Genomic DNA, 12,219 nt, shown 5'->3' with positions numbered 1-12,219 from the left:
ACTATTCATAAAACAAGTTTACTTGGAGTGAGACGCAGAGAATAATGGCGCATTATTGATGGCTTTACAAAAAGCATCGACTTTGTCGCGTTCAGCCGGTATTTTGTCGTGTTCAAGGGCTAGTTTATCGCAGTCACAGTGGATATTGTCGCACTCCACCATTTATTGGATTTACCCAGTTGAAAATCTGTTTAATAGTTGGTTTTTAGCAAGTCGATACCTGAATAAACAAGCATTTATTATTGATTTTTACTGCAGACGTCGACTCCTGCCGGATGAGGGAGCAAAATGAGACATTCCAACGACGCCCTAAGCGGAGGGAATGGCTCATCGCTCACCCGGCGGAAAGCGTACGACTGCAGTGAAAATCTAGCGGACAACTTCCTCAACTACCTACTTCGCAGTTTCCCTATACTGATCAACAAACCATTGAGCTTATAATTCCTAATGCCAAAAAAGCTGCTCCATAATACAACTTATGGAACAGCTCTTCTTATGCTATTTTCTTCGTACCCTTCCACAAAATCGATCCGATCATTGTAATAAGTAATACGATCAACCCTAAAACAAATGGATATATGATGTGCACATCATACAATAAACCTGCTAGAAGAGGTCCTAACACATTACCTATACTCATATATGCATTATTCATCCCCATTGCAAAGCCTTGTTCCTGGCCTGCTAGTTTCGAGATTAACGTCGTGAGTACTGGCCGTAAAATCGAGGAAGAAAGGAAGATAATCATTGTAATGACAAAGAAAAATGCATAGCTTGATACGACAATTGAAAGGAGAAACCCGAAAGCGGCCACACCTAAAAATATCTTCAACACATTTTCCTCACCAAAACGGCGCACAACCCAGTCAACAGCTATCAATTGGACTATGACACTGACAATTCCTGTAGCCGTCACCATCCAGGCAATATCCTGAGGAGAAGCACCAAATTCATTGTCCACGAAAAGCCCAAGAACCGATTCAAACGCCATTAGTCCAAAACTCATTACTAATGTGATAACAAGTGGAATAAAATATGGTTTCTTAAACGATTGAACAATCTCTTTTACCATAGGCTCTGATTTATTTTCAGGAGTGCTACTTGTTTCCGGTTTGCTTTCTTTTAGGACAAACAATGAAAAAATAACAGCAAGAACTCCTACAACCGCAGAAACTAGTAATGGCATTTTCAATCCAAAATCTGCTAGGAAACCACCAATACCCGGACCGACAACGATTCCAAGTGACATCGCTGCAGATATAAAACTATTCCCTTTAGCTCTCTGCTCCATTGTTGTAATATCCGAGACATATGCAAAAATTGCTGGTACTAATAACGCAGCTCCAACTCCACCTATAACACGCGAAACATATAAAATACTTACAGAATCAGAAAAATAAAATACAAACATAGATAACGCTAGGCCACTTAACCCCGCAATTATCATAATTCTTCTTCCATATTTATCTGCCCACTTCCCAGCAATCGGGGACATAACTAGCTGCGCTCCGGCAAATATTGCAATCATCAGTCCTGCCGCTGTTCCCCCTTGCCCTATTGACTTTAAATAGGCTGGTAAAATAGGAATAATGATTCCAAAACTCCCTATCGCAATAAACATATTTATCATTAAAACAAATAATTTCTTTCGCTGATCTTTCGTCATTTGTTCCCTACTTTCATTCTAAAAATAATTGCATACTTGCAAAAGAATACCATGCCACCGAGTACTATACAAGAACCCGATTTAAGTTCAAAAGACCATAAAAAGAGTCACTCGTTTAACTAAACGGGCAACTCTCTCTTACTATTCATTCAACTTTTCAAGTGTTTTGGCTGTTCCTTGCATTGGATAAGACTCCTCTAACGCATCATAACCAACTTTTACTTCATCATATACTTCGAGCGTATCTCGTTGCCCCATCGTTATTGTAAACCAGGTGGCATCTTTTCCATTATCTATTGCTTCTTGTACGGTAAGATCTTTTGCTTCCTCAGCTAAAAGGTCACTCACGACAAGTATACTCGTGTTATTCATATCTACAATGATACCAGTCATATAGTTAGATGGCTGTGATTGAGTGGGATTTTTATCATAAAACTGCATGATGAAATAAGCGATAGCTCCGATAGCTATAAACGTGAGGACCAACATGATGGCAACAGTAGATCTTCCTTTCACCTAAAATCCCCCTTACTTAGAAGCAACTTTTCGAAAGCCCTCTTCTAATAAGTAGCTTTTTGCTTCTGCATAGGAACCGAAGCTTTCTTCTAAATTATAGCCATGATAAATATTCCACATTTCATCTTCTTGCAATAAGGTTAGCTTCGAGTTTTCTTTGTTTTTCCACTCTTCTTCTACTTCCTCCAAAACAATCTCTTCTTCCTCCGTCGCTAAATAAGCGATAGAGTCTTTAATCGTTTGTCTCAATTCATCCGCAGTAGCCTCCCGGATGTTCAGCATTCCTTTATCATTGGCTTCTTCATATTGGACAAGATCTCCCACATAGACAAATCCATTTCCATTCGGATGAAGGTGATAAACAACTGTTGTTTTTTCATATAAACTTTCTTCATAATGGTAATTTACTCGTTTTAAAGAAACTTCTTTTCTAGTGAGCTCCTTAAATTCTTGGATAATCGCTTCTTTTTCTTCAAATGTTAGCATGTGATTCCTCTTTCTTTATCTATTTCATTTGTCTAGTATAGCATACTCGTTAACTTCTCCGCGTCCACCATTCGGCAACGATTACAAAACAAATAACTACTGCAATAGCAACTGCAAAAAACCAATTTGGTAAACTACCCAATTGTCTTATTCCTCCTTGCTAATCTTTGCCGCAAATCGACCAAAATTTCGCGATGTAAAACCTTGAACCTGCTCAGTTGTATAGTCCTTCAATAGATGCATTACTAGGCTCTGAGTCTTCGATGCATCTTCCAACCCGTTCACAAATTCACTTATTCCATCAAAGTCTGAGCCTAATCCTACCAAATGTTCCCCTCCAAGAGAAGTAATATGATCGACATGTCTTACTAAATCCGACATATCCACATATTTTTCAGAATTGTTAATAAACTGTGGATAGTAGACAATATGAATCGGGGAATCTCTTTCAATTAATCCTTTTAATTGCTGATCCGTTAAATTTCTATTCGAGTCGCATAACGCTCTTGCATTCGAGTGGCTAGCCATAAGCCATTTTGCTTTAGGAAGTACGTCCCAAAATGATTTTTCACTTAAATGGGATACGTCGATAATAATATTTTGCTCGTTTAATAACGTGACTACTTCTTCACCAAATGGAGTCAACCCTGTTCCAGACTCCTCTGCTGCACCGTCAGCTACAGCATTTGCCCCATTCCAAGTAAGACCAACTAATTTAACCCCATGAGATAGCAGCAACTTTAGCTTTTGAATGTCTTTATCTATCATGTCCAAGCCTTCCAATGATAATACTGCACCGATTTGCCCTTCTTGTAGCGTTTCGAGCTGTTCCCACTTATAAATGGGTACTATATCATCATGCTTCCCAACAATTTCAGTATGGAAAAATTCAATTTGTCGGACTGCCTCCATAAATTGCTGTTCTTTCGGAAATCCTTCGGATACAAACACAGCAAATAGTTGTAGAGCAACTTTACCAGCCTCTAAACGCTCTTTATTTGCTTGTAGCAAAGGGGAATCTGTAAAAGAAATCGGGGACTCCGCTTTAGCGAGCTTATAAAGCACATCACAATGTAAGTCGTATATTTTCATCTCTAATCTCCTAAAAAAACCGGTACCCTTATAAAGAGTTACCGGTTGAATTTTATAGTAATTCTGCACGAAGCTGTTCAGCAGACTTTGGTGAAAGTAGACCAAATGGAATATCAAATGCTGTTTTCGCACCACTTTGACCAGTTTGCCCTAAACGATATGCTGCTCTTGCATATGCCACTAACACACTAGAAGTGAAGTTAGGATTACTTTCCAACTTCAAAGAAAACTCCATCAATTGTTTTTCTTTACTGCCACTTTCACCACTTCGAATAACAAATCCACCATGTGGCATTCCACTGTGATTTTGTTGTAGTTCTTCTTCCGAGATAAAATGGACTGTCGTGTCATAATCAGCAAAATAGTTTGGCATAGTAACAATTTGGCGCTCCACTACTTCCTGATTAGCCCCGTCTTCTAAGACAACGAAACATTCTCTAGTATGCTTTTCACGTGTTGAAAGTGTTGGATGTTCTCCATTCCGAACACGATCTACCGCTTCTTTTACTGGCAATGTGTATTGAACTGCATTTTTCACGCCTTCAATTCGACGTACTGCATCGGAATGCCCTTGACTTAAACCGTCCCCCCAAAATGTATATGTATTACCTTGTGGAAGCACCACTTCTCCAAGCAAGCGATTTAAGGAGAATAAACCTGGATCCCATCCAACCGAAATGACACTTATTTTATTAGAAGCTTTTGCAGCTTTATCTACTTTGTCAAAAAACTCCGGTATTAATGCATGTGTATCAAAGCTATCTACAGTATGGAAGTTTTGTGCTATTTGGGGCGTTTGTTCAGGTAAATCTTTGGCAGAACCACCACATAGAATCATGACATCGATTTTATCTTGAAAATCTATTGCTTGCTCTACTAAAAACACACCAACAGAAGCATCATTTACTTGAACAGTTGATGGATCACGTCTAGTAAAAACTCCTACTAACTCCATATCAGGATTTTGTTTTACTGCTAACTGGACTCCTCGACCTAGGTTTCCGTAGCCGATAATACCAATTCTTATTTTACTCATTTACTTTTCCTCCACATTTACGATTTCATAGTATTAAAAATACATGCATAATTCAAAACAGTCAACGGATAATTATTCAGGTGCTTCTTCAGCAAAAGCCAACCACTCTTCTTTTGATGGGCCGTACATTCCAGGAACAGCTAGTCCCGCTTGTCTCATTAGCACTGTGATTTGTCCTCTATGATGTATTTGATGAGATATTAATACTTGAAGGATAGTTGAAACTGTCCATGTTTCGCCGTACATATCTTTTTCTTCGAGAAGCGTTTCATCTGACCATTGTGCTTTTATCGCATCAACCATTTCATCACTAGATTCTTTGTATGCCACTGCCATTTCTTTAACTGTTTTTGGTTTCGGTGCATCATGTGGAGTAGCTTTAAATTGCAATCCAGTTTTCCCAATCATCTCATCTATTGTTACAACGATATGCCAAGCAAGCGTCCTGAGCGTTCTTCCTTCGTCATATACTTTTTGATTTAACGACTCATCAGTCAATGTATTTAATATTTTCAGCGTTGATTCAGACTCATGTTTCCAGTTCATCAAAAAATCTTCTAATTTTCTAATCAAGTGAATCCCTCCAAATTTTTCTATAAGTTCTATTTCGATATACAAAAGAAAGATTCCTTCTTTCTTGCGAATAGATATTACTGCTTTGTTATGGTAGACTAAAGGACAGACAATAAGAGGACGTGAGCAAATTGATTAAAATCGAATTACCAAAACCAAATGTTACTATTACCCAGCGTGAACAAGTAGTAAAAGAAGGAGATATTGAAATTCCATCGATTTATGGATTTATCGACTTCCACCAAATCCCTCGTGATAAAGGTGGCATCTTTATGTTTTTTAACAAAAATGATGAGCTATTATTTGTCGGGAAAGCACGTAAAATTAGACAACGTATTAAAAAGCATTTTGAAGACAATGTATCGCCCATGATTAAACATCGTGATGAAGTGTATAAAATCAGTGTATGTATAGTAGAAGAAGCGATGGATCGTGAAATTTACGAAACGTATGCGATTAATACACTAAAATCTAAATACAATATCGACAAAGCTTTTTTTAGATAAGTACCAAATAAAAACACAAAGAGAAGGTGTTTCATTTTCTCTTTGTGTTTTTGTTTGCTTTCACTTTCGGAATCTCCCTTATCTGTTTAGCTTAAGTTTTTATTTTGCAGCCTCAAAAATACTCGTACTGTGGAGTGGTTGAACACGAGATTTCGGATCGATGAAAGTTTTAATATGGCTAATAGCAATTGGCACCTCTCCAAAACCAACTGCTATTAGCTTCACTTTTCCTTCATGTGTACACACATCCCCTGCAGCATATATCCCTTCTATATTCGTCTCCATTTTTTCATTTACAACAACTGAATTCTTTTGCATATCCAGCCCCCAGTCCTTTAATGGTCCTAGCGATGCAACGTTTCCGTAATTTACAATGACATGGTCAACTGGTATCCGCTGTTCAGATTTATCTTTTGCAGCAATTACTACTTCTTGAACCGCTTGCCCATCACCCACTAATTCTTTAATGGTATAAGGCGTTTTAACTTGAATCTTTGAATTTAATAATTGCTGTACAGTCATTTCATGTGCCGTAAATTGTTCTTTGCGATGACAAATGGTAACGTTCGAAGCAACATCATCCAACATCAAGGACCAATCGAGAGCAGAGTCTCCCCCACCTAATACGAGCACATCAGCGTCTTTAAAATGATTTATATCTTTTACTTTGTAATGAAGGTTCTTCCCTTCATACTCTACTGCTCCCGGAACATTTAACTTCCGAGGTTGAAAAGAACCAATACCAGAAGTAAGCAATATTGTTTTTGAATAATGTATTTCTTTATCGGTCGTTAAAGCAAAATAATCTGGAAATTTTTCAAGTGACATTGCCGTCTCTTCCAAGCAAATAGTCGGATTACTGTAAGCAGCCTGTTCCTCCAAATTTGCTACTAAGTCTTTCGCTAAAATTTTGGGAAGTCCACCTACATCGTATATATATTTATCCGGATATAGCTCCATTAGTTGACCGCCTAATTGTGGCAAGCTATCAATTATCTTCACTTTCAAATCACGTAATCCAGCATAAAAAGAAGCAAATAGTCCTGTTGGACCTCCGCCAATAATAATTACATCGTATAATTCCTCGTCCATACTTACACCCACCTTACTACTTTTTCAAGAATGAAAATGATTCTCAATCTTAGCCTATCATAAATCGAGCCCATCTTACAGAAATCGGTTTCGTATATCTGGAGATGGAATGGTGCAACTATCCTTTTTCCCGAACCATTTGTATCTATTGTTGGCGATCATTTTATACCCCTGATCTCTAAACGACTTAGGAATGACCTTGAACACATAAAATCCCTTCCACATCCCACTTAAGTTTTTACAAATCGCAAGTGCCGCATCGGAGGACTCATATACTGTATTATTATCAATTACTATCACACTATCCAACATTTCAGGTATTAAATGCTTTTTCTTTAGTTTCTCACCCATATCGCTTTGTAAAGCAGCAAAGCGAAAATACCCTTGAGGATCTCTTTTAATAATAAATTGAACGCTTGCATCGCAGAAATTACATTCTCCGTCAAACAAAACAATAGCAGACATACGTAATCACTCCTTTTTTACAGTATATCAGTTATAACAGAAAAAACCTCAGTACATAAATACTGAGGCATTACGTTTACTGCTTATCAGAAGGAGTATCTGACGAACCGACTTCCTCTAAAATTTCAAAGCTGTTTTCATAATCCCTAATACGAGGGTCTTCATCTTTGATCGGTTGATCCGTTGAAGAATTTAGTATGGATTCTTCTAGTGGGCGTATTTCGTCGTTCACTTGCTGTTGAGCATGTTCTACACAAGTAGTAGTACTTGGGATAGCTTCTAACCTTTCCATCGGAATTTCTTTACCACATTCTGTACATACTCCATAAATACCTTCATCTATAGCTGTTAAAGCTTCTTTTATATCAGCTATTTCCTCTTCAGAATGTTTTCGTAAAGCTAGCCGTGTGTGTTTATCTGTTAAATCTGTTGCGTTATCTGCTGGATGATTGTCGTAATTGGATAGCTCTGTCGTTTCAAATTCTTCGTCATTCTCTTTACTTTGTTCTAGCTCCTCTAAACGGTTTAATAATGTATGTTTTAATTTATCGTATTTCGACATATAAATTCCTCCTTGGGGTTACATTAGGATTACCCATATTTCATCGAAATAAAACAATTTCCACATCCCGATTTAGCAACAATAAGTACTGATATAATTGAGCTCGATGGTGGACTAAGTGTGTTACTATTTGGATTAACCATTCTGCTGTACTATATTCACTATTCCAATACGTCGTAAACTTTTTATCCAATTGTTCTTTCGTTAGCTTCTCGCATAAAAAAAGCAGTTCTTGAATCCCAGCTAGAAATTGATTTTTGGCATTGTCTATACTAAGCGGAGTGTTCATGTAATAATAGTTGGTCATCTGCTCTTCTGAATAACCGTCCAAGATTAGTAGGTCGGCTTTCGGAATTTGAGCAAGGTGCACACACACCTCCCATACGCTCATCTTATTTGCTATTGGTTGTCTATGTTGTATTTCCACATCAACATATTGAAATAATTGTTCTATTGTTTTAGAAATATATTTCAATTGTTTTATGACATCATTAATCATTTGTTCGCTCTTTTCCCGCTTCGGTATGTGCGAACTTTCTTACCATTTTTTTAATGTGCTCTACCTTTCGAAAACGTAGAGCTGACCAATCATCATCTATTGCAATGTTTCGTACTGGTTCGAACCCTTCTTTCCCCAGAACTTTTGCGACGGTATCCCTGTTGCAATTTGTTCCTTTATAAACTTTTGAAGACTTTTTCGGATAACATAGCCAAAAAAGAGCATCCTCTTCTAAAGAAGGAACTACAGATTTGGCATGCGTAGATACTTCTTCAATGGTCGTTCCAAATATTTGAGCGAATGGGTACTTTTCTTCTTTTGGTTCTCTATCTACCCTTCCTTCAAACGCCTTGACTACTTCTTCATATTCCTTTGGAGCATTTACGATTAAAACTGCTTTTTCATTTTCTTTCCATTGCAATTTTTTTAATATAGGATGTATCTGACTCAATTTATTACCTACTTTCTTTTTAATTTAAATAGTACATTTACTTCATTAAATTCTCAAATAAGGTAAAATAAAAAATAAAGGAGTGGTTTTAATGGGAATCCATAAGTTTTTTATGAGTATGAACGATTTAGAAAGAATTATTCGAGCTCCTGGACGTTTTAAGTTTGAAGAGCATAATGTTGCGGCACATTCTTGGAAGGTTTCCCAATATGCTATGTTCTTTGCTACAATAGAAGAAAATAATGGAGCTACGATTAACTGGAAATCACTTTACGAAAAAACGATTAACCATGACTTTGCAGAAATTTTCATCGGTGATATCAAAACTCCCGTAAAGCATGCTTCCCCCGAATTGAAACAAATGCTTTCACATGTAGAAGAAAAAATGATGGAAAACTTTATAAAAAAAGAAATACCTAAAGAATTCCAAGCCGTGTTTTTCGACAGGATGAAAGAAGGTAAAGATGAAACAATAGAAGGTAGACTATTAGAGCTTGCTGATAAACTGGACCAAGTCTACGAAGCTTTTGCAGAATTGCAACGTGGAAATACAGATATAGAGTTTCTAAAGATGTATGAAACTGCGCTTCGAAAAATTTTCAAAATTCCACTCCCTAAAAGTATCGCCTATTTTAAAGAAGTGATGCTTCAAGATATAATAGCAGAGGAATCTGTTATCGATGTAAAAACAATAACATTAAAAATACTGATGGAATAAAATTAATTCCTTCAAAAATACGATATATCGTATAATATAGTGTATACTATTATTGAACTATTAAGATAATTGAGAGGAGGATGTAGAATGCCAATCCCTGTAAATCATTCAAAACCTGTACGCACCACTGCTAAAATCCATGCGTTCAATCAGTTACAACAATGGATTATTGATGGGACACTACAACCGCAAGAAAAATTGAATGATATCGAACTTGCAAAAGCATTGGGTGTAAGTAGAACCCCAATTCGAGAATCATTGCAACTATTAGAGTCACAAGGTTTCGTATCCATGCAACCGGGAAGAGCTACCCAAGTCACTGCTGTAGAAACGGAGGATATAAATAATCTTCTACCTCCGCTCGCTGTATTGCAAGCGCTTGCAGCGGAGCTCGCCATTTCTAATATAGACGAAGCTACTCTTCAACTACTAGAGGAAAAAAACAAGCAATTTGCAGAAGCACTACACACGAAAGAATTCACTACTGCATTAAAAGTAGATGAAGAATTTCACAAGATTATTGTAGATAGTGCAAATAATCCATACATACTTTCTATGGTAGAAATGCTTCAAGCCCATGTGCGAAGATTATTCTATTATGAAAAGATCATTTTAAGAGAATACTCCATTGAACAACATGAAGAGATTATTAAGCTTCTACGAGAAAAAGATGCAACCAAGCTAGCAGAAACGATGCGTTCAAATTGGATATATACAATCGAAGAATTTTAAAAACGTATAGCGTTTTCTAATTATAAAACCTCATTTATTTTGTAAGTTGAAGTGCTTTAAACCGCATTTAAGCTTAAATTATAACCGTTTAATTTTACAAGAGGCTGTCGTGATCAACATCACAACCAGCCTCTCTTTTTATTGTTTTTGTCCCTTGCACTTCTTTTTTTAGAAATATTTCAAACCCCTCTCTCTTTATGACAAAGCTATCCATTACATGTTTATGATTCCCTGTATTCACAAAAAAAGATTCACCCTATAACTAGAGTGAACCTTTTTACTTATAAGCTTTATATTATTATTCCTTACTCGCCCATTGGATGGAAGTGAAAGGTGAAAACTCCTAGTATAATTTATACTGTTGCTACTTTTTGAAACCTAGCAATAACACCCGTAATAATTGTAACGATCACAAATGGTATAAGCCAACCTAGACCAACATTGTAGAATGGTAAGCTATTCTCATAAAACGATACAATTGGCTTTAACCAGCTATAATGTTCGATTTCTAATGAATCACATAATGCTTTAAATCCATCAATAACACTTATTAAAAACGTAACGAACATAACACTCACATATACAATTCTCGCGTGATTAAAAAATGGAGATAAGAACGTTAACAAAATGAGTACAATCGCTAATGGATATAACAACATCAATACTGGAATAGAATACGTTATAATATTCGATAAACCAAAGTTAGCAATAATACAAGTAAATACGCTGAAGAAAATGACAAAAGCCTTATAACTAATTTTCGGCATTAGCGTATGAAAATACTCCCCACATGCAGTTAACAACCCAATACTCGTCGTCAAACATGCTAAGAAGATTACTACAGATAATAAAACTGCCCCAAAAGAACCGAAATAATGCTCTGAAGCACTACTTAACACTGGTCCTCCATTGTCAAACAAACCAAAAATTCCAGTACTAGTCGCCCCTAAATAAGCGATACCAGCATAAATTAAACCTAAAAAGAAAATTGCAACTCCACCAGCTTTTGCTGTTGCTCCGATAATCCCTTTGGTTGAATTAACACCCATTGATCGAATTGCAGTAATTACAATGATACCAAATACTAAAGATGCCAGTGCATCCATTGTGTTGTAGCCTTCTGTAAACCCAGTCATAAATGCTTTGTCTACGTAACTTCCGTGAGGTTCCTCAAATCCACCCATAGGCTTTATAACAACAAAGAATAATAAAATAAATAGTCCAACGATTATTCCCGGTGCTAAATACTTCCCAACATTGTCCACAATTTTAGAGGGATTTAATGAGAATAACATCGTTACCCCAAAGAAAAATACCGTGAAGATAAGTAATCCAATCTGTGCATATTCTGCACCTATAAAAGGTTGAATCCCTATTTCGTACGATACTGCCCCTGTTCTTGGAAGTGCAAAGAACGGCCCTATTGTTAAGTACAACACTGAAGTAAATATTACTGCAAATATAGGATGTACTCTGTTTGATAAGTCTTGTAAATTCTTACTTCCTGAAAAGCCCATTGCAAGTGTACCTAGGAAAGGTAATCCTATACCAGTTGCTAAAAATCCTAGCACTGCCGGCCATAGATTTGTACCAGCGTTTTGTCCTAAACTTGCTGGAAATATTAAATTGCCTGCTCCAAAAAACAGTGCAAATAACATTACCCCAATAACAAGGTAATTGGAAAATGATATTTTTTTGTCCATCTTTCTTCCTCCTGTGATATAAGAAATAATCATTTCTTAACGTGTGCCAAATTTCTCTTAGATGAATGCTATACAAATGATTGTTCTTTATCACCGTTGTATGCAATATATCAGACTTGATA

General features: G+C 36.7%; 15 protein-coding genes. 3 read left to right on the top strand and 12 right to left on the bottom strand.

Annotation, left to right across the window (positions count from 1 at the left end):
* Nucleotides 1–493: 493 nt before the first annotated feature.
* The 6 genes from ACIP9W_RS12305 to ACIP9W_RS12280 all read right to left on the bottom strand — a co-directional run bounded on the left by ACIP9W_RS12305 (nucleotide 494) and on the right by ACIP9W_RS12280 (nucleotide 5,369).
* Nucleotides 494–1,666 carry an MFS transporter gene (locus tag ACIP9W_RS12305; protein WP_400789716.1) on the bottom strand — a complete coding sequence of 391 codons (1,173 nt, stop codon included), beginning with the start codon at nucleotides 1,664–1,666 and terminating at the stop codon, nucleotides 494–496.
* A 141-nt stretch (nucleotides 1,667–1,807) separates the two neighbouring features.
* Nucleotides 1,808–2,182 (bottom strand): DUF3221 domain-containing protein, encoded by a 375-nt coding sequence (locus ACIP9W_RS12300; protein WP_400789713.1) that lies wholly within the window; start codon nucleotides 2,180–2,182, stop codon nucleotides 1,808–1,810.
* Nucleotides 2,183–2,194: 12 nt separating this feature from the next.
* On the bottom strand, nucleotides 2,195–2,668 hold the full coding sequence (locus tag ACIP9W_RS12295) for a hypothetical protein (RefSeq protein ID WP_400789710.1): 474 nt from the start codon (nucleotides 2,666–2,668) through the stop codon (nucleotides 2,195–2,197).
* Nucleotides 2,669–2,815: 147 nt separating this feature from the next.
* Nucleotides 2,816–3,760, bottom strand: coding sequence for a dipeptidase (locus ACIP9W_RS12290; protein ID WP_400789708.1), 945 nt, complete (start codon nucleotides 3,758–3,760; stop codon nucleotides 2,816–2,818).
* Nucleotides 3,761–3,812: 52 nt separating this feature from the next.
* Complete coding sequence (locus ACIP9W_RS12285; protein WP_400789705.1) at nucleotides 3,813–4,796, bottom strand: diaminopimelate dehydrogenase; 984 nt, start codon at nucleotides 4,794–4,796, stop codon at nucleotides 3,813–3,815.
* Nucleotides 4,797–4,868: 72 nt separating this feature from the next.
* Nucleotides 4,869–5,369 (bottom strand): DinB family protein, encoded by a 501-nt coding sequence (locus tag ACIP9W_RS12280; RefSeq protein WP_400789703.1) that lies wholly within the window; start codon nucleotides 5,367–5,369, stop codon nucleotides 4,869–4,871.
* A gap of 131 nt (nucleotides 5,370–5,500) precedes the next feature.
* Between ACIP9W_RS12280 and ACIP9W_RS12275 the strand changes: the two genes are divergently transcribed.
* Nucleotides 5,501–5,875: a nucleotide excision repair endonuclease gene (locus ACIP9W_RS12275; protein WP_400789701.1), complete on the top strand. Its 375-nt coding sequence runs from the start codon at nucleotides 5,501–5,503 to the stop codon at nucleotides 5,873–5,875.
* A 99-nt stretch (nucleotides 5,876–5,974) separates the two neighbouring features.
* On the opposite strand, the gene ACIP9W_RS12270 is transcribed toward ACIP9W_RS12275, so the two are convergent.
* From ACIP9W_RS12270 to ACIP9W_RS12250, 5 genes are all read right to left on the bottom strand, one after another.
* Nucleotides 5,975–6,967, bottom strand: coding sequence for an NAD(P)/FAD-dependent oxidoreductase (locus tag ACIP9W_RS12270; RefSeq protein WP_400789699.1), 993 nt, complete (start codon nucleotides 6,965–6,967; stop codon nucleotides 5,975–5,977).
* 75 nt (nucleotides 6,968–7,042) lie between these two features.
* On the bottom strand, nucleotides 7,043–7,432 hold the full coding sequence (locus ACIP9W_RS12265; RefSeq protein WP_400789697.1) for a thiol-disulfide oxidoreductase DCC family protein: 390 nt from the start codon (nucleotides 7,430–7,432) through the stop codon (nucleotides 7,043–7,045).
* A gap of 76 nt (nucleotides 7,433–7,508) precedes the next feature.
* Complete coding sequence (locus tag ACIP9W_RS12260) at nucleotides 7,509–7,994, bottom strand: TraR/DksA C4-type zinc finger protein (RefSeq protein ID WP_400789695.1); 486 nt, start codon at nucleotides 7,992–7,994, stop codon at nucleotides 7,509–7,511.
* Nucleotides 7,995–8,034: 40 nt separating this feature from the next.
* The gene (locus ACIP9W_RS12255) at nucleotides 8,035–8,493 is read right to left on the bottom strand and encodes a DinB family protein (protein ID WP_400789693.1); all 459 of its coding nucleotides are present in this window, start codon (nucleotides 8,491–8,493) and stop codon (nucleotides 8,035–8,037) included.
* Nucleotides 8,486–8,944 (bottom strand): DUF3052 domain-containing protein, encoded by a 459-nt coding sequence (locus ACIP9W_RS12250; protein ID WP_400789690.1) that lies wholly within the window; start codon nucleotides 8,942–8,944, stop codon nucleotides 8,486–8,488. Before ACIP9W_RS12250 ends, ACIP9W_RS12255 begins: the two co-directional genes overlap by 8 nt.
* A gap of 91 nt (nucleotides 8,945–9,035) precedes the next feature.
* On the opposite strand from ACIP9W_RS12250, the gene ACIP9W_RS12245 reads away from it, so the two are divergent.
* A complete protein-coding gene (locus ACIP9W_RS12245) occupies nucleotides 9,036–9,662 on the top strand; it encodes a YfbR-like 5'-deoxynucleotidase (RefSeq protein ID WP_282241192.1) in 627 nt (208 codons plus the stop codon).
* 87 nt (nucleotides 9,663–9,749) lie between these two features.
* A complete protein-coding gene (locus tag ACIP9W_RS12240; protein WP_282241191.1) occupies nucleotides 9,750–10,394 on the top strand; it encodes a GntR family transcriptional regulator in 645 nt (214 codons plus the stop codon).
* Between the two features lie 353 nt (nucleotides 10,395–10,747).
* Here ACIP9W_RS12240 and brnQ read toward each other — a convergent pair whose 3' ends face one another.
* Nucleotides 10,748–12,097, bottom strand: coding sequence for a branched-chain amino acid transport system II carrier protein (gene brnQ / locus ACIP9W_RS12235; protein ID WP_400789686.1), 1,350 nt, complete (start codon nucleotides 12,095–12,097; stop codon nucleotides 10,748–10,750).
* Between the last annotated feature and the right edge of the window lie 122 nt (nucleotides 12,098–12,219).

The organism is Psychrobacillus sp. NPDC093180 (assembly GCF_044754065.1).
Taxonomy (GTDB): Bacteria; Bacillota; Bacilli; order Bacillales_A; family Planococcaceae; genus Psychrobacillus.
Note: the sequence above shows the minus strand (reverse complement) of the source record. Positions and strands in the feature narration are given on the sequence as shown.

Coding starts and splice junctions, on each gene's coding strand:
- ACIP9W_RS12290 (WP_400789708.1), bottom strand. CDS start 3,760: ATGAAAATATACGACTTACATTGTGATGTGCTTTATAAGCTCGCTAAA.
- ACIP9W_RS12305 (WP_400789716.1), bottom strand. CDS start 1,666: ATGACGAAAGATCAGCGAAAGAAATTATTTGTTTTAATGATAAATATG.
- ACIP9W_RS12295 (WP_400789710.1), bottom strand. CDS start 2,668: ATGCTAACATTTGAAGAAAAAGAAGCGATTATCCAAGAATTTAAGGAG.
- ACIP9W_RS12285 (WP_400789705.1), bottom strand. CDS start 4,796: ATGAGTAAAATAAGAATTGGTATTATCGGCTACGGAAACCTAGGTCGA.
- ACIP9W_RS12265 (WP_400789697.1), bottom strand. CDS start 7,432: ATGTCTGCTATTGTTTTGTTTGACGGAGAATGTAATTTCTGCGATGCA.
- ACIP9W_RS12260 (WP_400789695.1), bottom strand. CDS start 7,994: ATGTCGAAATACGATAAATTAAAACATACATTATTAAACCGTTTAGAG.
- brnQ (WP_400789686.1), bottom strand. CDS start 12,097: ATGGACAAAAAAATATCATTTTCCAATTACCTTGTTATTGGGGTAATG.
- ACIP9W_RS12255 (WP_400789693.1), bottom strand. CDS start 8,493: ATGATTAATGATGTCATAAAACAATTGAAATATATTTCTAAAACAATA.
- ACIP9W_RS12240 (WP_282241191.1), top strand. CDS start 9,750: ATGCCAATCCCTGTAAATCATTCAAAACCTGTACGCACCACTGCTAAA.
- ACIP9W_RS12245 (WP_282241192.1), top strand. CDS start 9,036: ATGGGAATCCATAAGTTTTTTATGAGTATGAACGATTTAGAAAGAATT.
- ACIP9W_RS12270 (WP_400789699.1), bottom strand. CDS start 6,967: ATGGACGAGGAATTATACGATGTAATTATTATTGGCGGAGGTCCAACA.